At 73.5% G+C, this 18962-nt stretch carries 20 protein-coding genes; 11 read left to right on the top strand and 9 right to left on the bottom strand.

Annotated elements, in window-relative coordinates:
• Nucleotides 1-92 precede the first annotated feature (92 nt).
• The 4 genes from ectA to thpD all read left to right on the top strand — a co-directional run bounded on the left by ectA (nucleotide 93) and on the right by thpD (nucleotide 3374).
• A complete protein-coding gene (gene ectA, locus LWC33_RS03895) occupies nucleotides 93-620 on the top strand; it encodes a diaminobutyrate acetyltransferase (protein WP_233302806.1) in 528 nt (175 codons plus the stop codon).
• A 10-nt stretch (nucleotides 621-630) separates the two neighbouring features.
• On the top strand, nucleotides 631-1887 hold the full coding sequence (gene ectB / locus LWC33_RS03890; protein WP_233302805.1) for a diaminobutyrate--2-oxoglutarate transaminase: 1257 nt from the start codon (nucleotides 631-633) through the stop codon (nucleotides 1885-1887).
• A gap of 7 nt (nucleotides 1888-1894) precedes the next feature.
• Nucleotides 1895-2305 carry an ectoine synthase gene (locus tag LWC33_RS03885; protein WP_233302804.1) on the top strand — a complete coding sequence of 137 codons (411 nt, stop codon included), beginning with the start codon at nucleotides 1895-1897 and terminating at the stop codon, nucleotides 2303-2305.
• Nucleotides 2306-2459: 154 nt separating this feature from the next.
• Nucleotides 2460-3374: an ectoine hydroxylase gene (gene thpD, locus LWC33_RS03880; protein WP_233302803.1), complete on the top strand. Its 915-nt coding sequence runs from the start codon at nucleotides 2460-2462 to the stop codon at nucleotides 3372-3374.
• A 110-nt stretch (nucleotides 3375-3484) separates the two neighbouring features.
• Here thpD and LWC33_RS03875 read toward each other — a convergent pair whose 3' ends face one another.
• Nucleotides 3485-4300, bottom strand: coding sequence for an SGNH/GDSL hydrolase family protein (locus tag LWC33_RS03875; RefSeq protein ID WP_233302802.1), 816 nt, complete (start codon nucleotides 4298-4300; stop codon nucleotides 3485-3487).
• A gap of 138 nt (nucleotides 4301-4438) precedes the next feature.
• Here LWC33_RS03875 and LWC33_RS03870 point away from each other — a divergent pair, with 138 nt between their 5' ends.
• Nucleotides 4439-5242, top strand: a complete 804-nt coding sequence (locus LWC33_RS03870) for a DUF3159 domain-containing protein (RefSeq protein WP_308190900.1) — start codon at nucleotides 4439-4441, stop codon at nucleotides 5240-5242.
• Between the two features lie 382 nt (nucleotides 5243-5624).
• Complete coding sequence (locus LWC33_RS03865; protein ID WP_233302801.1) at nucleotides 5625-6587, top strand: hypothetical protein; 963 nt, start codon at nucleotides 5625-5627, stop codon at nucleotides 6585-6587.
• A 26-nt stretch (nucleotides 6588-6613) separates the two neighbouring features.
• On the opposite strand, the gene thiE is transcribed toward LWC33_RS03865, so the two are convergent.
• Entirely contained in the window at nucleotides 6614-7276 is a 663-nt protein-coding gene (gene thiE, locus LWC33_RS03860) for a thiamine phosphate synthase (RefSeq protein WP_233302800.1), read from the bottom strand.
• Nucleotides 7277-7397: 121 nt separating this feature from the next.
• Here thiE and thiO point away from each other — a divergent pair, with 121 nt between their 5' ends.
• The 4 genes from thiO (at nucleotide 7398) to LWC33_RS03840 (ending at nucleotide 10069) form a co-directional block, all read left to right on the top strand.
• Entirely contained in the window at nucleotides 7398-8486 is a 1089-nt protein-coding gene (gene thiO, locus LWC33_RS03855; RefSeq protein ID WP_233302799.1) for a glycine oxidase ThiO, read from the top strand.
• Complete coding sequence (gene thiS, locus LWC33_RS03850) at nucleotides 8483-8683, top strand: sulfur carrier protein ThiS (RefSeq protein ID WP_233302798.1); 201 nt, start codon at nucleotides 8483-8485, stop codon at nucleotides 8681-8683. Before thiO ends, thiS begins: the two co-directional genes overlap by 4 nt.
• Nucleotides 8680-9444 (top strand): thiazole synthase, encoded by a 765-nt coding sequence (locus LWC33_RS03845; RefSeq protein WP_233302797.1) that lies wholly within the window; start codon nucleotides 8680-8682, stop codon nucleotides 9442-9444. Before thiS ends, LWC33_RS03845 begins: the two co-directional genes overlap by 4 nt.
• A 97-nt stretch (nucleotides 9445-9541) precedes the next feature.
• A complete protein-coding gene (locus tag LWC33_RS03840) occupies nucleotides 9542-10069 on the top strand; it encodes a gamma carbonic anhydrase family protein (RefSeq protein ID WP_233302796.1) in 528 nt (175 codons plus the stop codon).
• On the opposite strand, the gene LWC33_RS03835 is transcribed toward LWC33_RS03840, so the two are convergent.
• The 7 genes from LWC33_RS03835 to LWC33_RS03805 form a co-directional block, all read right to left on the bottom strand.
• A complete protein-coding gene (locus tag LWC33_RS03835) occupies nucleotides 10050-10697 on the bottom strand; it encodes a hypothetical protein (RefSeq protein ID WP_233302795.1) in 648 nt (215 codons plus the stop codon). The genes LWC33_RS03840 and LWC33_RS03835 overlap by 20 nt on opposite strands.
• 37 nt (nucleotides 10698-10734) lie before the next feature.
• Nucleotides 10735-11436 carry a MadR family response regulator transcription factor gene (locus LWC33_RS03830; RefSeq protein WP_372476546.1) on the bottom strand — a complete coding sequence of 234 codons (702 nt, stop codon included), beginning with the start codon at nucleotides 11434-11436 and terminating at the stop codon, nucleotides 10735-10737.
• Complete coding sequence (locus LWC33_RS03825; protein WP_255690850.1) at nucleotides 11433-12908, bottom strand: MadS family sensor histidine kinase; 1476 nt, start codon at nucleotides 12906-12908, stop codon at nucleotides 11433-11435. Before LWC33_RS03825 ends, LWC33_RS03830 begins: the two co-directional genes overlap by 4 nt.
• A gap of 19 nt (nucleotides 12909-12927) precedes the next feature.
• Nucleotides 12928-14295, bottom strand: coding sequence for an iron-containing alcohol dehydrogenase (locus LWC33_RS03820; protein ID WP_372476545.1), 1368 nt, complete (start codon nucleotides 14293-14295; stop codon nucleotides 12928-12930).
• A 273-nt stretch (nucleotides 14296-14568) separates the two neighbouring features.
• Nucleotides 14569-15687: an XdhC family protein gene (locus LWC33_RS03815; RefSeq protein WP_233302794.1), complete on the bottom strand. Its 1119-nt coding sequence runs from the start codon at nucleotides 15685-15687 to the stop codon at nucleotides 14569-14571.
• A 50-nt stretch (nucleotides 15688-15737) separates the two neighbouring features.
• Entirely contained in the window at nucleotides 15738-16901 is a 1164-nt protein-coding gene (locus tag LWC33_RS03810; RefSeq protein ID WP_233302793.1) for a vWA domain-containing protein, read from the bottom strand.
• 14 nt (nucleotides 16902-16915) lie between these two features.
• Nucleotides 16916-17821 (bottom strand): AAA family ATPase, encoded by a 906-nt coding sequence (locus tag LWC33_RS03805; RefSeq protein WP_233302792.1) that lies wholly within the window; start codon nucleotides 17819-17821, stop codon nucleotides 16916-16918.
• A 522-nt stretch (nucleotides 17822-18343) separates the two neighbouring features.
• On the opposite strand from LWC33_RS03805, the gene LWC33_RS03800 reads away from it, so the two are divergent.
• Nucleotides 18344-18943: a LysM peptidoglycan-binding domain-containing protein gene (locus LWC33_RS03800; RefSeq protein WP_233302791.1), complete on the top strand. Its 600-nt coding sequence runs from the start codon at nucleotides 18344-18346 to the stop codon at nucleotides 18941-18943.
• The last annotated feature ends 19 nt before the right edge of the window (nucleotides 18944-18962 follow it).

Here is an 18962-nt window from a genome sequence, read left to right as displayed (position 1 = left end):
TTGTGAGGACGATCACGAAACCTCACGATCGAATGTTGTCGACAACCGTCGACGGGTGCATGTCTGCAATACCCCTGTTACGTTCGTTGGCCATGACGGCAGCCACCACCGACACCTCGGATCCGCCCGGCGACGAACCCGAACTGACGGTGGGGCCACCGACGATCGACGACGGCGTCGACCTCTGGCGAATGGCGGCGGAGTCCCGCGTGCTGGACGTCAACTCTCGGTACGCGTACCTCCTCTGGTGTCGCGACTTCGCCCCGACCTCGGTGATCGCCAAGCTCGACGGCTCGCCCGTGGGCTTCGTCACGGGATACCGCCGACCGGACGCCCCTGAAACATTGCTCGTCTGGCAGGTCGCCGTCGGCGCCGCCGCCCGCGGCCGCGGAGTGGCGGGCCGGATGCTGGACACGCTTTTCGCGCAGGTTCCCGGCGTCTGTTTCATGGAGACGACGGTGACGCCGGACAACGACGCGTCGAACGCCATGTTCGCCGCATTCGCGCGCCGCAACGAGGCGGAGGTGTCGAGAACGGAATTGTTCCCCGGATCCCTTCTCGGCGACGGACACGAAGCAGAGATCCTCTACCGAATCGGCCCGATCCCGACCGAAGGATGATGAGAAGGAAATGACCATCTTCGAGGACGTCGAGTCCGAGGTCCGCTCGTACTGCCGCAACTGGCCCGTCGTGTTCGACACGGCGAAGGGCGCTCGCCTGTGGGACGTGGACGGCAACTCGTACCTCGACTTCTTCGCGGGTGCGGGCGCGCTGAACTACGGCCACAACCCCGAGCCCCTCAAGAAGAAGCTCCTCGAGTACCTGTCCCGCGACGGGATCACCCACGGCCTGGACATGTACACCACGGCCAAGGGCGAGTTCCTGAACACCTTCCGGGAGAAGATCCTCGGCCCGCGCAACCTGGACTACAAGATCCAGTTCCCCGGCCCGACCGGCGCCAACGCCGTCGAGTCCGCGCTGAAGCTCGCGCGCAAGATCACCGGCAAGGAGGCGATGGTCAACTTCACCAACGCCTTCCACGGCATGACCCTGGGCGCGCTGTCGGTGACCGGCAACTCGATGAAGCGCGGCGGCGCCGGCATCCCGCTCGTGCACTCCACGCCGATGCCGTTCGACAACTACTTCGACGGCAAGGTGCCGGACTTCCTGTGGTTCGAGAAGGTGCTCACCGACAGCGGCTCGAGCCTGAACGAGCCCGCCGCCGTGATCGTCGAGACGGTGCAGGGCGAGGGCGGCATCAACCCGGCCCGCATCGAGTGGCTGCAGGGCCTGGCCGACCTGTGCAAGCGCCACGGCATCCTGCTGATCGTCGACGACGTCCAGATGGGCGTCGGGCGCACCGGCCCGTTCTTCTCGTTCGAGGCCGCCGGCATCGAGCCGGACATCGTGACGATCTCGAAGTCGATCTCGGGCTACGGGCTGCCGATGGCGCTCGTGCTGATCAAGCCCGAGCACGACGTCTGGGGCCCGGGTGAGCACAACGGGACCTTCCGCGGGCACAACCCCGCGTTCGTCACCGGCGCGGAGGCGCTCCGCCGGTACTGGAGCGACGACACCCTCGAGCGGGAGACGATCCGCAAGGGCGAGAAGGTCGAGGAGGCCTTCAACCGCATCGTCGCCGACACCAAGTCGACCGAGCTCACCGCGAAGGGCCGGGGCCTGGCCCGCGGCCTGCAGTTCACGCAGGAGGAGCAGGCGGCCAAGGTGTGTGCCGCCGCGTTCGAGCGGGGTCTCCTGATGGAGACCTCGGGACCCCAGAGCGAGGTCATGAAGATCCTCGCGCCCCTCACCATCACCGACGACGAGCTCGACGAGGGTCTCGCCGTCGTCGCCGAGTCCGTCAAGGCCGTCACCTCCGGAGGCTGAGCACTACATGATCGTCCGCAAGATCGATGACGTCACCGACACGAAGAACCACGTCGATACGCCCGGCTGGTACTCGCGCCGCATCGTCACCGCGCACGACCGGGTCGGGTTCTCCGTCGGCGAGACGGTGCTGCGCGCCGGCTCGACGAACGACTTCTGGTACGCCAACCACGTCGAGGCCGTCTACATCGTCTCCGGTGAGGGCGAGCTCTACGACAAGGACAACGACACGACCCACCAGCTCGCCCCGGGCACGATGTACCTGCTGAACGGGAACGAGAAGCACCAGGTCCGGCCGAAGACCGACATCACCTGCGTGTGCGTGTTCAACCCGCCGATCGTCGGCACCGAGGTGCACGACGAGAACGGGGTGTACCCGCTGCTCGAGCTGCCGCCGGAGCCGGCCGGCCAGGCCTGACACCGACGAGCGCGCCGCCGGGTCCCAGCGGGGCCCGGCGGTCGCGCCGTGTAGCACCACCGGACCACCTGACGAGCACCGAACGACCGCCGAACCCACCGCAGAGGAAGGGCGAGTCCACTCCCACGGGGACCGACGAGGAAGGAAGGGACGTATGTCTGCCCCGAGCAGCAGCCAGACCCGGACCACCCAGGACCGCTACTACACGCGCGTGTCGAACGAGCCCGCGCTGATCGAGCGTGCCGAGCCGACCGTCTGGGGGAGCGAGTCCAGCGCCGGCATGTACGGCGCCCAGGAGCTGCACGGCCACGCCGAGAAGGGCTTCAGCCAGGTCCCGCAGCTGCTCACCCCCGACGAGGTCGCCGGGTACGCCGCGGAGCTCGACCGGCTGGCCACCGACCCCCTGGTGCGCGCGGACGACCGCTGCATCGTGGAGAAGAAGTCCGACGAGGTGCGCTCGATCTTCGAGGTGCACAGGATCAGCGACGCGATCGCCCGGTTGGTGGCCGACGAGCGGGTGGTCGGCCGGGCCCGGCAGATCCTCGGCAGCGACGTCTACGTCCACCAGAGCCGGATCAACTACAAGCCCGGCTTCGGCGGCGGCGGCTTCTACTGGCACTCGGACTTCGAGACCTGGCACGCCGAGGACGGCATGCCCACCCCGCGCGCGGTGAGCTGCTCGATCTCGCTGACCGAGAACTACCCGTACAACGGCTGCCTGATGATCATGCCGGGCTCGCACCGGACGTTCGTGAGCTGCGTCGGCGAGACCCCGGAGGACAACTACCGGTCCTCGCTCAAGGAGCAGGAGATCGGCACGCCGGACCCGGACAGCCTCACGGCGCTGGCGAACCGGCACGGGATCGCGATGCTCACCGGCAAGGCTGGCTCGGCGACCTTCTTCGACTCGAACTGCATGCACGGTTCCGGGGACAACATCACCCCGTACCCGCGCTCGAACATCTTCATCGTGTTCAACAGCGTGGAGAACGCCTGCGTGGAGCCGTACTACGCGCCCAAGCGGCGCCCGGAGTACATCGGCGCGCGGGACTTCACGCCGGTGTGCTGACCGAGCACTTATGGAGCCATGACGCACGTCCGACCCGCCGCAGAGTGCGTCATGGCTCCATGGCGCGTGTGGGGGCCCGGGCTGGAGTGCGTCATGGCTCCATAACGCCGTCAGACGGCGGGTGAGCGGCGGTCGAAGACCGTGGCGGCCGTGCGGTCGAGCCGCTCCAAGGGCGTGAGCTCGGGACGCTTGGGCAGGTAGCCGTCGCCCGTGTGGCCGCCGCGCAGCCGCTTGCCCACGTAGGGCATGACATGGTCGCGCACCCAGGCGAGGTCCTCGGCCTGCCGCGTGCGCCAGCTGGCGCGCTCGGCCACGGGCCACGGGGTGCGCCAGTCCGAGGGCACGGGCTCGCCCAGTACCTCCAGCGCCCGCAGCGAGACGCGCTCGTGCGCCTCGGGGGTGAGGTGCAGCCGGTCGCTGGCCCACGCCCGGGGGTCGGCCAGGACGTTCATGCCCCACAGGTCCACCACGCGGCAGCCGTGCCGGTCGGCACTCGCGCGCAGGTTCTCGTTGAACGTGGCCACGCGGCCGCGCAGCCGGCGCAGCAGCACGTGCATCCGGCGGAGGTCGAAGCCGGTGAAGATCAGGACGTCGGCCCCCGTCGCCACCAGCCTGGCGAGGGCGGCGTCGAAGCGCACCGCCAGGTCGTCGGGGTCGCACTGCAGACCGATGATGTCGTTGCCACCGGCGCAGAAGGTGATCAGGTCGGGGCGCATCACCTCCGCGACCGGGACCTGGTCGGCGACGATCTGGTCGAGCAGTTTCCCGCGCACGGCCAGGTTGGCGTAGGTGAACCCGGGGCGACCCGCGGCGAGCCGCTCGGCCAGCCGGTCGGCCCATCCGCGCGGCGACCCGTCGTCCCGGAGATCGTCCAGGCCCTCCGTGAAGCTGTCGCCGATGGCGACGAAGCTGTTCCACCGGTTCACGGCACCCAGCTCCCTTCGCGTCCGTTCGTCTCGTGTCCATGGAGAGGACACCTCGTGCTCGAACAGGATCACCCATCCGTCACACAATTCGCCAGCACGGGGTGATCTCGATACGGGGATAGGGCACCCTTGCCTCTCGTGAGCACACCCGAGGGGCCCGCGGGCCGTTCCGACGGCGGCCCGGGCAGCGACACCGGGCGCGGCACCGGGCGCCACACCGGGAGCGACACCGGGCGCGGGGACCTGCGCCAGGAGGGCGCGGAGTCGCTCCGCGCGATCCTCGGCGGCCGCGGTGGGGCGGTCGACGCCTCCGTGCCGGTCGTCGCGTTCGTTCTCGTCTGGCTGCTGGCCGGGGCGCTGGGCTGGTGGTCGCCGGTCGGCATCGCGGCGGGGGCGGCGATCCTGGCCGGGATCGTGGTCGCGGTCGTCCGTCTGGTCCGGGGCACCCGGCCACGGGCGGTGCTGTTCGGGCTGCTGGGGGTGGCCGTCGCGGCGATCGTGGCGCTGTACACCGGGCGCGCCGAGGACTTCTTCCTGGTCCAGATCCTCAGCAACGTCGCCAGCGCGCTCGCCTGGGCGGTCTCGATCGTGGTGCGCTGGCCGCTGCTGGGCCTCGTGGTGGGCACCGCGCTCGGCCAGCGGACCCGGTGGCGGCGCGATCCCGATCTGCTGCGCGGCTACCAGCGGGCCAGCTGGGTGTGGGTGGCCCAGTACGTGGTGCGCGTGGCCGTGTTCCTTCCGCTGTACCAGGCGGAGTGGGTGTTCGCGCTCGGCGCAGCCCGGGTGGCGGTCAGCCCGGCGCTCGTCGCGCTGAGTGTCGTGCTGTCCTGGCCGGCGTTGCGCTCGGCGCTCCCGGCGGACCATCCGGGGATCCGACACCCCCGGGTAGTGGGCGAGGCTCCGGGAGGCCCTACGGTGGACGGTCCGCCCACCGACGGGTGACAACTCTCACTCATCGTGATCGTCAGGTGCGTTTCCTTGATCGCCCACGTTCATATCGGGTGAGGAAACCGGCAGCCCTCGCGTGATGTGAAACGGAGTCATGGCCCAGCAGCATCCCCGCCCGCAGTCATCCCGGTACCCGGAGGCCGGGGCCGGCCCGATCGGCCGACCCGTCCCACCGCAGTCCGGCCCGCCCGACCTCCCGCGCACCGGGGCCGCCCAGCGGCCCGGCGCCGGACGTCCCGACGACCGCCGGCCCGGCCACCCCGGGCCGCAGCGCCGGTCCGGATCGGGAGGTGTGACGGGCTCCCGGGGCACCGGTGGCACGGGCACCCCCTCCGGTGCGGGCACGACGCGCCGCGTCGGCCCCCCGTCCGGGGGTGTGCCCACCCAGGTCACCACCACGACCGGGCCGCAGCCGCGGACCCCCTCCGACGGTGTCCGGACCACCGCCACGTCGATGGCGGGGGCCTCCACGGCGGCCACGTCGGCGACGGTCGAGCCGAAGAAGCCGGACCTCACGGTCAACAAGATCATCGCGGGCGCGGGCGCGGCCGCCACCACGGCCGTGTTCGGCTCGTTCTTCGGTGCCACCGGCACGGTGGCCGGCGCGGCCCTCGGCTCGGTCGTGACGACGCTGGGCACGACGTTCTACCAGCGCTCGCTGGACCACACCAAGCAGACCGTGCTGGCGCGGGTGAAGATCCCCGGCCGCAAGGACGCCGTGGTGGTCGCCGAGCCGATCGACCCGCTGGCCACGATCCCGCTGCAACGCCGCGCGGACGAGGGTGCGGGGCCGACGATGCTCCAGCCGGCGCTCGACGACGGTCTCGCGCGTGGCGCGGAGGAGCAGACCCGGCCCTGGTACACGCGCAAGCGGCTGCTGCTGGCCGCGGGGTCGACGGTCGTCGCGTTCGTGGTGGGCATGCTCGTGATCACCGGCGTCGAGTTCATCAAGGGCTCGCCGATCTCCGGCGGCACGTCCGGCACCTCGGTCAGCCGGGTGGTCTCCGGGACCCCGCTCACCTCGAACGAGAACACCGACAAGGGCGGCAGCACCGACACCACGGAGACCACCACCCCGACGACCACGCCCGAGCCGACGGACCAGCGCAGCGGCTCCACCGAGCAGACCGGCAGCGAGCAGCCGTCCGGCAGCGCCGCCACCACGACGCCGCGGAGCGGGAGCCCGACCCGGACCACGGCGCCGAACCCGGGCGACACCGGCTCGGGATCGCAGCGCGGCGGCGTCGACGGCCTGCTCAACGGCGGCAGCGACAACGGCGGCAGCGGCGGCAGCGGCAGCGGGGGCAGCGGCAGCGGCGGTGCGAACACCGCGGGCTGACGCGTCGACCGGCCCGGGTCGTCCGCTCAGGGCAGCCGCGCGCGGAGGGCCCGGGCCGCGGCCTCCGGGTCCTCCGCCTCCGTGATCGCCCGGACCACCACGATCCGGGTGGCGCCGGCGGCGAGGACCTCGTCGAGGTTCCCGCCGTCGATCCCGCCGATCGCGAACCAGGGGCGGGCCGGCGCGCGGCCGGCCACGGTGCGGACCAGGTCCAGGCCGGGTGCCGGGCGGCCGGGCTTGGTCGGGGTGGGCCAGCAGGGGCCCACGCAGAAGTAGTCGACGCCGGGCTCGTCGGCCGCGCGGAGGGTCTCCTCCGCGCTGTGCGACGAGCGCCCGACGACGATCTCCACGCCCGCCACCCGGCGGGCCCACTCCACGGGCAGGTCGTCCTGCCCGAGGTGCAGCACATCGGCGCCGGCGGCCAGGGCGACGTCCGCCCGGTCGTTCACGGCCAGCAGCCGGTCGTGCTTCGCGCAGGCCTCGGCCAGCACCTCGAGGGCCTGCAGCTCCTGCTTGGCCTCGAGGGGTTCGCTGCCCTTGTCGCGGAGCTGGATGACGTCGACGCCCCCGGCGAGGGCGGCGTCGGCGAACTCGGCCAGGTCCCCGCGGTCCCGGCGCGCGCCGGTGCAGAGATAGAGCCGGGCGTCGGCGAGCCGGGTCAGCAGCGTCTCACGGTCGAGTCGGGGCACGGTCCGGGAGCGTAGGCTGGGCGACCGGAAACGAGAGCTGTGGGTGCAGGGCACGGGAGTCCGCGGGCGAGCGGGCTGAGAGGGGACTGGCCGGTCCCGACCGTCGAACCTGATCCGGGTCATGCCGGCGCAGGGAGGAAGCAAGGTGGAGGATCTCGTCGTCGTCGGGGGCGGCGTCATCGGGCTGAGCTGCGCGTGGCGCGCGGCGCAGGCCGGACGGCACGTCACCCTCCGGGATCCCGCTCCGGCGAGCGGGTCGTCGTGGGTGGCGGGCGGGATGCTCGCGCCGGTCACCGAGGCGTGGCCGGGCGAGGAGGGCCTGCTCGAGCTGGGCCTGGAGTCGCTGGAGCTGTGGCCCGCGTTCGCCGAGGAGCTCTCCGCGGCCGCCGGGCAGCCGGCCGGGCTGCACCCGGAGGGCACCGTGGTCGCCGCGACCGGCTCCGGCGACCGCGCCGAGCTCGACGCGCTCGCGGGACACCTGGCCCGCCTGGGCCGGCCCGTCGAGCGGCTGAGCGGCCGGGAGCTGCGCCGCCTGGAGCCCGGGCTGGGCCCGGACGTCCGCGGCGGCCTGTCGGTGCCCGGCGACCTGTCCGTGGACAACCGGGCGCTGCTGGCGGCCCTGCGCGCCGCGGCGGAGAAGGCCGGCGTGGTGATGGAGGAGCGGGCCTGGGAACCGGGCGAGACCGCCCCCGGCACCGTCCTGATCTGCGCGGGCGCCCACAGCGCGGCGCTGCACCCGGGGCTCGCCGGGCTGGTCCGGCCCGTCAAGGGCGAGATCCTGCGGCTGACCCACCGGCACGGGGCCTTCCCGGTACCCACGAGGACGGTCCGCGCGCTGGTCGACGGCCGCCCGGTCTACCTCGTGCCGCGGCCCGGCGGGCTGGTCGTCGGGGCCACCCAGAGCGAGCACGGCTTCGACACCGAGCCGACCGTCGGCGGGGTCCGCGACCTGCTGCGGGACGCCGAGCGGATCCTGCCGGGCATCGCCGAGTACGCGCTGGCCGAGGCCGCGGCGGGGCTGCGCCCGGGCAGCCCGGACAACGTGCCGGTCGTCGGCCGGCTCGACGGGCGCACGCTCGTGGCCACCGGGCACAGCCGCAACGGGATCCTGCTGGCGCCGCTCACCGCCCGGCTCGTCGTCGGGCTGCTGGGGGGCGGGGCGGTGCCGGCGGCGGTCGACCCCGCGCGCTTCGGGAGGACGGGAACGTGAAGGTGGAGATCAACGGGGCCGCACACGACCTCGCCGACGAGGCGACGGTGGCCGACGCGCTGGCCGCGATCGCGGCGCCGGAGAAGGGCGTCGCGGTGGCCGTCGACGGGCTGGTCGTGCGGCGGGCGGACTGGCCGTCGACCCGGCTGGCGGCGGGCGCCGCGGTCGAGGTGCTGACGGCGGTGCAGGGAGGATGACGGTGGACGAGACACTCGTGGTGGGCGGCCGCAAGATCGGTTCGCGGCTCATCACCGGCACCGGCGGGGCCGCCAACCTGGAGGTCCTGGAGCGGGCGCTGATCGCGTCGGGGACCACGCTGACCACGGTCGCGATGCGCCGGATCGACGCGCAGACCGGCACCGGCGTGCTGGACCTGCTGCGCCGGCTCGGCATCGAGGTCCTGCCGAACACCGCGGGCTGCCGCACCGCCGCCGAGGCCGTGCTCACCGCCCGGCTCGCCCGGGAGGCGCTGGAGACCGACCTGGTCAAGCTCGAGGTCGTCGCCGACGAGCGGACCCTGCTGCCGGACCCGATCGAGCTGCTCGACGCCGCCGAGCAACTCGTCGACGACGGCTTCACCGTGCTGCCCTACACCAACGACGATCCGGTGCTGGCCCGCAAGCTCGAGCAGGTCGGCTGCGCGGCCGTCATGCCGCTGGGCTCGCCCATCGGGACCGGGCTCGGCATCCGCAACCCGCACAACATCGAGATGATCGTGGCGGAGGCGGGGGTGCCGGTCGTGCTCGACGCCGGAATCGGCACGGCCTCCGAGGCCGCGCAGGCCATGGAGCTCGGCTGCGACGCCGTCCTGCTGGCCACCGCGGTGACCCGGGCGGCCGACCCGGAGCGGATGGCGCAGGCGATGCGGCTGGCCGTGGAGGCCGGCTACGCCGCCCGGCACGCCGGCCGGATCCCGCGGCGGTACTGGGCGCAGGCGTCGTCGCCGGAGATCGACTGACCGAGGCTCGCCGGACGAACGGGGACACCGAGCCGGGAGGCGCAGATCTCTGCGGATCTCGGCGGATCTTCACGGCCCCCGTGGCAGGGTGAGGGGCGTGCCGCTGTTCTCCTTCGAGGGCCTCGCCCCGACCGTCCACCCGACCGCCTTCGTCGCCCCCACCGCCACGCTCGTCGGTGACGTGCGCGTCGAGGAGGGCGCCTCGGTCTGGTACAACGCCGTGCTCCGGGCCGACTTCGGCCCGATCGTGGTGCGGGCCGGGGCCAACGTGCAGGACGGCTGCGTGCTGCACGGCGGCGACGACCCCGTCACCGAGATCGGCGAGGGCGCGACGATCGGGCACCTGTGCGTGGTGCACGGGAGCGTGATCGGCGCGGAGTGCGTGATCGGCAACGGCGCCACGATCCAGGACGGGGCGCGGATCGGCGCGCGGTCGCTGATCGGGGCCGGCTCCACGGTGCCCCCGAACAAGGTGATCCCGGAGGGCACGCTGGTCCTCGGCCCGGCCGCCACCACCAAGGGCGGCCTGACGCCCGAGGCCGAGCGCTGGGTGCGGACGAACCCGGACATCTACCGGGAGCTCGCGCAGCGGCACGCCAAGACGGTCACCCCGGTCGTCCCCTAGTACCGCTGGTGACGCCGGTGCCGTCGGTGCTGCCGGTGCCCCGGAGGCCGAGCGCGCGCAGCTCGGCCTCGGCCAGCGCCGCGACGGCCGCCGGGTCGCCCGAGCGCCACGCACCGGCGGGGTCCGGCGTGATGCGCAGCAGCGAGCGCAGCGGGCGGTGCGTGAGCGCCCGCAGGGCCAGGACGTCCGGGCCGGCCGCGCGCGCGTCGGCCGCCGCGGTGGCCCGGCGGGCGTAGCGGACCCGCAGCGGCAGCCACAACGCCAGCACGGGCAGCAGCCCCAGCACGGCGACGAGCACTCCCGCGCCGGTCGCCACCGCACCGACGGTGTCGATCTGCTGCTGGCCCGCCGCCACCAGCGAGGACCCGGCGTCGGCGCCGGGCGCGAAGGCCCCGGACAGCCGGTCGCCGACGAACGGGACCTCCCCGGCGCCGCGGGCCGCGCCGTCGAACGCGCCGCGGATCGCCTCGCCCGCCTGGACCAGCGTCCGGCCGGGCCCCTGCAGGCGCAGCAGGAGATCGTGCGTGGCCACGCCCAGCCAGATCCAGAGCGCCGCCCACGCCACCGCCACGACGTCGGCCACCACCTGACCGGCGGCCCGCTCCGGCCGCTCCGCATACACACGCACGCCCGCGGTCCTACCGTGCCGGGCACGCGGGCGCGAGCTAGAGCAGACCCAGCTTGGTGGCCGCGTACACCGCCTCGGCGCGGCGGGACACCATCAGCTTCCGCATGAGGTTGCCGACGTGGAACTTCACCGTGGTCTCGGAGATGAACAGCTCCGCCCCGATGGCGCGGTTCGACAGGCCGCGCGCGAGCAGCCGCAGCACGTCGAGCTCGCGCTCGGTGAGCCGTTCCCGGTCCGGGACGCCGCCGGACAGCGAGCGCACCATGGCCGAGGCGCTGCGGGCGTCGAAGGCGCTCTCCCCGCGCGAGACGGCGCGGATGGCACGGACCAGCTCGGTCGTGTCGACGTCCTTCACGACGTACCCGCGGGCGCCCGCCTGCACGGACTCGACGACGAGCCGGTCCTCGGCGAACGTGGTCAGCACCAGCACGCCGATGCCCGGGTGGGCGGCGCAGAGCTTGCGGCACACCTCGAGCCCGTCCGTCTGCGGGCCGGAGGTGAGCTTGAGGTCGAGCAGCACGACGTGCGGGCGGGTGGCGGCCACGGCGGCGATCGCGTCGGCCGGGGTGCCGGCCTCGCCCACCACCCGCAGGTCCTCCTCGCGCTCCAGCACGGCGCGCAGGCCCTGGCGCATGATCGAGTGGTCGTCGACCAGCACGATCCGCACGGGCATCGGGCGCGCCCGGTGCATCGGGCGCGGGGGCTGGCCCCCGGGCGCTGCGGTGCGAACGGCGTTCATGACGCCACCCCTCTCTCGTCGGTACGGGCGCCGTCCCGGGCACCACCCTGCGCGCCGTTCCCCGCGCCACTCCCGGCGTCGCCCCGGCCACTGCCGCCCCCGCCGACCGGGACGTCGACCTGGACCTGCAACCCACCCATGCGGGCCCGGCGGAACGTCACCGTCCCGCCCATCTCCACGGCCCTGGTCTGCATGTTGACCAGGCCGCGGTGCTCCCCGGACGGGGACAGCGCCGAGGCCCGCAGGCTGCGCCGGACCTCCTCGGGGCGACCCTTGCCGTCGTCGGACACGGTCAGCCGCACCGCACCCGGCCGGTAGGCCAGCCGGATGGAGGCGCGGGAGGCGTCGGCGTGCATGGCGGTGTTGAACAGCGCCTCGCCGGCGATGCGGAACAGCGACTGCTCCTGCTCGGCGGACAGCCGCACGGGCTCGCCACCGATCCGGACGTCGATGCGCAGCTCGTCGGGCATGTGCACGGTGGTGAGCTGGCGCAGCATCGCCGGCAGGTCCTGGTCGGCGCTCTCGTGGTGGCTGAGCGCGTAGATGGCCGACCGCAGCTGCTCGACGGCCCGCTTGGTGAGGTCCTTCGCGGTGTCGAGGTGCTCGAGGAGCCGCGGCTCGTCGAGCTCGCCGCGGACCAGCTCGATGTGCATGCCCGCGGAGAGCGCGTACTGGGTGACGCTGTCGTGCAGCTCCCGGGCGATCCGGTGCCGTTCGTTGTCCAGCACCTCGCGCTGCCGGGCGGCGCCCAGCTGCTCCTGGGTGCGCTGCAGCTCGGCGTTGCGGGCCCGCAGGTCCTCCGCCTGCCGGGCGGTGCGGGCGTAGAGCTTCTCGGAACGCTCCAGCAGCGCGCAGTTCTGCAGGGCGGAGGCCGTCTGCCCGGCCAGGATGCGCAGGACCGAGTGGTCGGTGTCGTCGACCTCGCGGTCCCGTGGGGTCCACGCCACGAACCCGCCGACGGTGCGCCCGTCGAGCCGGACGGGGACGTGCAGGTGCGTGCGGGCGGTGTCCCGGTCGTGGTCATGGTCGTGGTCCCGGCCGTGCTCGCCGGTGTCGTCGCCCCGCCGGACCTTCTCGACGTGTGTCCGGACGGTCGCCGGGACCAGGTCCAGGTTCGTCCACTCGACCCCGTCCGGCCCCAGCACGAGGTGCCGCGGGCTGGCGTCCTTGAGCCGGCCGTCGACCAGGGCGAAGGCGACCCAGTCCGCGGAGAGGTGGTCGGCGGCGGCGTCGACCACGGCCCGGACCAGTGCCTCGGAACCCTCCATCGTGCGGACCAGGGCGGCGGAGATCCGCTCCAGCGCGAGGATCACCCGGCGCAGCCGCACCGCCGACACCCGGTACTCCGGGTAGAACGACGGCTTGCCCGACCGCAGCCCGGTCAGCGCGTCGAGGTCGGGGCCGGGCCACGAGCGGCCCGCGGAGTGCGGCGGGTCGTCCCGCCGCGGCGGCCCGGGGCCGGAGGAGGGCATGCTCGTCACCGCGGCTCCCTCACAGGGCGGCCCGGAACAGCGTCTCGACCTCGTCGACGGAGGCGGGGCGGGGGTTGGTGGTCAGGCAGGCGTCGCCGAGCGTCAGCACCGCGAGCCGCGGGACGTCCGCCTCGGTCACACCGAGCGCGGCGAGCCCGCTCGGCACACCGACCTCGTCGCCCAGCTTGCGGATCTCCGCGGCGACCATGTCGACGGCCTCGTCGCCGGGCACCCCGGGCCCGGCCAGGCCCATCGCCTGCGCGATCGGCACGAACCGCTCGGGGCCGGCGGCGCCGTTGAACCGCACGACGTGGGGCAGCAGCACCCCGTTGACCACCCCGTGCGGCAGGTCGAGCATCCCGCCGACCTGGTGGCTCATGGCGTGCGTGGCCCCCAGGATCGCGTTGGTGAAGGCCAGCCCGGCCTCGAGGGCGGCCTGGGCCATCGCCTGCCGGGCCCGCTGGTCGTCCGGCCGCATCATCGTGTGGGCGAGGTTGGCGTTGACCAGCGAGACGGCCTGCAGCGCGTGGTGGTCGGTGAGCGGGCCGTGCGCCAGTGAGACGAACGCCTCGATGCCGTGGGTCAGCGCGTCGAGACCGGTCGCGGCGTTGAGCCACTCCGGCATGGTGACGAGCAGGCGCGGGTCGATCACCGACACGTCCGGCACGAGGGCGCGGCCCATGATCGTGATCTTGGTGTGCCGCTCGGTGTCGGTGACGATGCAGAACTGCGAGACGTCCGCGCCGGTCCCCGAGGTCGACGGCATCATGATCAGCGGCGGGATCGGGTTGGCGATCCGGTCGATGCCCTCGTAGTCCAGGATCCGCCCGCCGTTCGACGCCAGCAGGGCCACGCCCTTGGCCGCGTCGATCACCGAGCCGCCGCCCAGGCCCATCACGACGTCGCAGCCGGAGGCCACGTAGTCGTGGTAGCCCTGCTCGATCTCGTGGTCCTTGGGGTTCGGCGTGACGTCGGTCCACAGCCGCGGGGCGAGCCCGGTCCCGCGCAGGTGTGCGAGCAGCTCGCTGGGCCAGCCGGCCTCGAACACGCCGGGGTCGGTCACCACGAACGGCCGCCGCGCGCCGAGCCGGACCGCGGCGTACGCGGCCTCGCGCAGCGAGTCGGGCCCGAACACGATCTCGGGGGCGTGGAACTTCGACAGCCTCGGGTTCGTGGCTCCGGCCGCCGGGGCGCCGCACCCGCCGCCCCGGTGGACGGTCAGGTCGGGCTCGCGGTCGGCGTCGTCGAGATCGTCGTCGAGAGCGGTGTCGAGCACGTCGTCGGGCACGTCGTCGACCAGCACGGTCTCGCCCGCCCGACGGCACGCGCCGACGGTCCCGGCCGCGGGGGCCCTGCCGCCGGGACCCACCCTGCTGTCGAGAGCCACGGTGCCCTCCCACGCCTCGTCCGACCGCACACGACGACGTCCGGATGCCCGGGGCATCCGGATCGTGTGAGGCACGCTACTCCGCACGGAGCGGACGCGGTGCTCCGTTGCGGGGCCGGCCGGGGCCGGGGAGGCGGTGCGGGGCACCGGCATCAGCGGCGCCGGGAACGGGGGCGGAACATGCGGGACCTCCTCGTCTGCACCACCGCACGGTAGTCGGCGGGGCGACGAGCAGGACCGGTCCGACGGAGGGGACCGGACCTCTCCCGACGGTCAGGTGTGGCTGTGGATGGGTCCCTCGCGCTCGGCGAGCCGGGTACCGGCCCCGCCCCAGTGCTGCGCGATCATCTCCGCGGCGATGGAGACGGCGGTCTCCTCCGGCGTGCGGGCGCCGAGGTCCAGGCCGATCGGGCTGGACATCTTCGCGATCTCGGCGTCGGTGAGGCCGCGCTCCTTGAGCCGCTCGATGCGGTCCTCGTGGGTGCGCCGCGAGCCCATCGCGCCGATGTAGGCGACCTGCGGCAGCCGCAGCGCCACCTCGAGCAGCGGGACGTCGAACTTGGGGTCGTGGGTGAGGACGGTGAGCACCGTCCGCCCGTCGATCCGGCCCTCCTCCGCCTCCTTGGCCAGGTACCGGTGCGGCCACTCGACCACGACCTCGTTGGCACCGGGGAAGCGGCTGGCGGTGGCGAAGACCGGGCGGGCGTCGCACACCGTGACCCGGTACCCCAGGAAGTTGCCCATCTTGGCGACGGCGGCGGCGAAGTCGATCGCGCCGAACACGATCATGCGGGGCGGCGGGGCGAACGACTCGACGAAGACCATCAGGCCCTCGCCGCGGCGCTGGCCGTCGACGCCGTAGGTGATCGTGGCGTTGCGCCCGGACGCGAGCAGGCCGCGGGCGTCGTCGGTGACGGCGCCGTCCAGCCGGTCGGAGCCGGTGCCGCCGTCGACCCGGTCCTCCCACACGATCAGCCGCTTCCCGAGCCGCTCCGCGGGACCCGAGACGACGGTGGCGACGGCGACCGGGGTCTCGTCCCGGATGGCCTCGGCGACCCGGCCGAACTCGGGGTAGGCCTCGGGGGAGACCTCCTCGACGTAGACGTCGAGGATCCCCCCGCAGGTCAGGCCGACGGCGAACGCGTCGTCGTCGGAGACGCCGTAGCGCTGCAGCACCGGGCGCTGGTCGCCGAGGACCTCCTGGCCGAGCTCGTACACCGCGCCCTCGACGCATCCGCCGGACACGCTGCCGACGGCCTCGCCGCCCGGCCCCACCAGCATCGACGCACCCGGCTGGCGCGGGGCGGAGCGGAAGGTCGCGACCACCGTGGCGAGCGCCGCGCGCTCCCCGTTCTTCCACCAGCCCTCGAGCTGGTCGACCACGTCACGCATGTGGCACCTCCAGGCCCGGACGCGCGGACCCGGCGGCCGCGTCGCCCCTCTCAAGCATCCCTCATCACCTCGAGCAGGCGCTCCAGGGTCTCCAGGCTGTGCCCGGCGAGCAGTTGGTCCAAGTGCGGCAGCACGGCGACTATTCCGCCCTGCACCGGGGCGTAGCCCTCCTTGCCGGCGTGCGGGTTGACCCACACCACCTTGTGCGCGAGCCGGGAGAGCCGTTGCACCTGCCGGCCCAGCAGGTCCGGCTCGCCGCGCTCCCAGCCGTCGGAGAAGACCACGACGACGGCGCGGCGCGCGGCCCCGCGCTGTCCCCACCGGTCGACGAAGGCCTGGACGGCCTCGCCGAGGCGGGTGCCGCCGGACCAGTCCGGGATGGCCCGTGAGGCGTCGCGGAGCGCGCGTTCGGGGTCGCGCTGGCGCAGCTCCCGGGTGACCCGGGTGAGGCGGGTGCCGAGGGTGAAGACCTCCGTGCTGCGCGGCGAACGGCGCACGACGACGTGGGCGAACCGGAGCAGGGCGTCGGCGTAGGGCTCCATCGACCCCGAGACGTCGATCAGCAGCACGACCTTGCGCGGACGCCGGGTGGGCGCGCGCCGGTACAGCGTGCCGATCTCGCCCTCGTTGCGCAGGGCCGCGCGCAGCGTCCGGCGCGGGTCCGGGCTGCCGTGCCGGGCGGGGCCGCGCCGGCGGGAGGGCCGGGTCGGCGGGTCCGGCCGCAGCAGGGCCAGCAGCCGGCGCAGGTGCTCGCGCTCCAGCGGGCTCAGCTCACCGAGGTCGCGGGTCCGCAGCACCTCGGTGCCGGTGGCCGTGGCCCGGACGACGGGGGAGTCGTCGTCCTCCTCGTCCTCGCCGGTCTCCTCGCCGCGGTCCCGCGCGGGCATGAGCGAGCGCAGCGTGGGCGGGGGCGGCGGCCGGTCGCCGGGTGACGGCGGCCGCGGCCCCTGGGCCGGGTCGAACCACGCGGCGAAGGCCGCGTCGAAGCGGCGGATGTCGTCCGGGTCGGAGCAGAGCGTGAGCCGGCCGGCCCAGTAGGTCTGCGTCCGGTCGGTGACGTCGAGGGCGTCGAGCGCCTCGACGAAGGCGGCCACCCGGTCGGTCGTCATGGGCACGCCGGCGGCGCGCAGGGCGGCCGTGAAACCGACCAGCCCCGGGAACGCGTCGGCGCCCGCGGCCGGGCCGGTCTCGGGGACCGCGCTCGGGTACTGCACGTCGGGTCCGTCCGTCAGGAGGCGAGCAGGGAGTCAAGCCGGTTGCGCACCCGGTCGGCGTCCTCGCGGTACTTCAGCACGGCGCCGAGTGTGCGGGCGGCGCTGTCGACGTCGAGGCTGCGGGCGCCGACCAGCTGCAGCGCGCGGGCCCAGTCCAGCGACTCGGCGACGCCGGGCGGCTTGATCAGGTCCGTGGTGCGCAGCTTGTGCGCGGCGGTGGCCACCTGCTGGGCGAGCCGCTCGGGCACCCCGGGCAGCCGGCTGCGCAGGATCTCGATCTCGCGGGCGACGTCGGGGTGGTCCAGCCAGAGGTAGAGGCAGCGCCGCTTGAGCGCGTCGTGCACCTCGCGGGTGCGGTTGGAGGTGAGCACCACCACCGGCGGCACGACGGCGCGGACCTCGCCGACCTCGGGGATCGTCACCGCGTGCTCGGAGAGCACCTCGAGGAGGAAGGCCTCGAACTCGTCGTCGGCGCGGTCGATCTCGTCGACCAGCAGCACGGACGGGGTGGTCCGCAGCGCGCGCAGGATCGGGCGGGCCAGCAGGAAGCGGTCGTCGTAGAGGGAGGCCTCCACGGTGTCGGCGTCGAGCGTGGACCCGTCGACGGTCGCCGCGGCCTCCAGGGCGCGCAGGTGCAGCAGCTGGCGCGGGAAGTCCCAGTCGTAGAGGGCCTGCGCGGCGTCGATGCCGTCGTGGCACTGCAGTCGGATGAGCTCGGCGCCGAGGACCTGGGCGAGGGCCTGCGCGAGGGCGGTCTTGCCGGTGCCGGGCTCACCCTCGCAGAAGAGCGGGCGCTGCATCTCGAGCGCCAGGTACGCGGCCGTCGCGAGACCGTCGTCGGCGAGGTAGCCGGTCGCCCGGAGGGCGTCGGCGAGGGCGGCGGGCGAGTCGGGCCGGCCGTCCCGGTGGGCGTTTGTCACCCCACCAGAATGGACCACGTCGGGCCGGGCAGCACTGTGAGGCTCCTCGAACAGTGACTCTGCGTCGATGTGACGCTCACCGTTCGTCACCAAATGCTTGTGAGCGAAACGACAACATTTCCGGATCGGTTGGATTCTCAGGACCGTGATACAACCGTGATGTTGATCCGCTGACCAGGGGTTACACGGTTATCGATCTCATCACGGTTACGTTACCGTGATCGAGGTCACCATTGATCGGTTTGACGGAAACCGCTGTTCGAAACGTAGCGTTCTCGCTCGGCTGCCCCGCCTGGGGCAGTTCGAAATGCCATCCGGAACCGTCGCGCCAGGCCCCTGTCCCGCGGTTTCAGGTCCGTCGAGAGAAAGGAAGGGGACAGGGCGGGAAAGTATTTCCGGAACGAAAAGGTTCGCGTCCGTGAATGACACGGATGTAGCCCGCGATACTCCCCAGGTCGCACGTTCGCGGAGCCCCGGAGGCCGGAGACCCCACTCCGACCCGGCGCGATACGGAGCTACACGATGAAGCTGACCGGTCGATCCCTCCTGCGCCTCGCCGTTGCCGGTGCCGTTGCCGTCGCTGCCCCGGTGGCCGTGGCGGGCACCGCCAACGCCGCCGACAACTCCACCTGGGACGCCGTCGCCCAGTGCGAGAGCGGTGGTAACTGGAGCACGAACACGGGCAACGGGTTCTACGGTGGCCTCCAGTTCACCCAGTCCACCTGGAACGCCTTCGGTGGCTCGGGCAGCGCGGCCAACGCGAGCAAGTCCCAGCAGATCGCCGTCGCCGAGAAGGTCCTCGCGGCCCAGGGCTGGAACGCCTGGCCCGTCTGCTCGAAGAAGGCCGGCGCCACCGGCCAGCCCGCCACCCCCAACAAGGTGGTCCGCGCCTCGGCGCCCGCCGCCTCGGCCCCGGCCGCCCCGGCCAAGTCGGCGCCGGTCAAGTCGGCGCCCGCCAAGTCGGCTTCGGCCGCTCCCTCCGGCGGGAAGTACGTCGTCAAGGCCGGCGACACCCTGAGCGCGATCGCCGCCACGAAGGGCGCGGACTGGCACGACCTGGCGAAGTCCAACGGTCTGGCCAACCCGGACTTCCTGCAGATCGGTCAGCAGCTGACGGTCTGAGCCGGCCTCGGGCCGAGTG

The organism is Pseudonocardia terrae, from assembly GCF_021343995.1.
In the GTDB taxonomy this organism is placed as follows: Bacteria; Actinomycetota; Actinomycetes; order Mycobacteriales; family Pseudonocardiaceae; genus Pseudonocardia; species Pseudonocardia terrae.
The sequence above is the reverse complement of the archived record's forward strand: the minus strand, read 5'-3'. Positions and strand labels throughout refer to the sequence as shown.

Bases quoted from the DNA above. Each gene is read 5' to 3' on its own strand.
- ectA (WP_233302806.1), top strand. From the start codon at position 93: ATGACGGCAGCCACCACCGACACCTCGGATCCGCCCGGCGACGAACCC.
- ectB (WP_233302805.1), top strand. From the start codon at position 631: ATGACCATCTTCGAGGACGTCGAGTCCGAGGTCCGCTCGTACTGCCGC.
- LWC33_RS03885 (WP_233302804.1), top strand. From the start codon at position 1,895: ATGATCGTCCGCAAGATCGATGACGTCACCGACACGAAGAACCACGTC.
- thpD (WP_233302803.1), top strand. From the start codon at position 2,460: ATGTCTGCCCCGAGCAGCAGCCAGACCCGGACCACCCAGGACCGCTAC.
- thiO (WP_233302799.1), top strand. From the start codon at position 7,398: ATGCCGGCGCAGGGAGGAAGCAAGGTGGAGGATCTCGTCGTCGTCGGG.
- LWC33_RS03845 (WP_233302797.1), top strand. From the start codon at position 8,680: ATGACGGTGGACGAGACACTCGTGGTGGGCGGCCGCAAGATCGGTTCG.
- LWC33_RS03830 (WP_372476546.1), bottom strand. From the start codon at position 11,436: ATGAACGCCGTTCGCACCGCAGCGCCCGGGGGCCAGCCCCCGCGCCCG.
- LWC33_RS03825 (WP_255690850.1), bottom strand. From the start codon at position 12,908: ATGCCCTCCTCCGGCCCCGGGCCGCCGCGGCGGGACGACCCGCCGCAC.
- LWC33_RS03815 (WP_233302794.1), bottom strand. From the start codon at position 15,687: ATGCGTGACGTGGTCGACCAGCTCGAGGGCTGGTGGAAGAACGGGGAG.
- LWC33_RS03800 (WP_233302791.1), top strand. From the start codon at position 18,344: ATGAAGCTGACCGGTCGATCCCTCCTGCGCCTCGCCGTTGCCGGTGCC.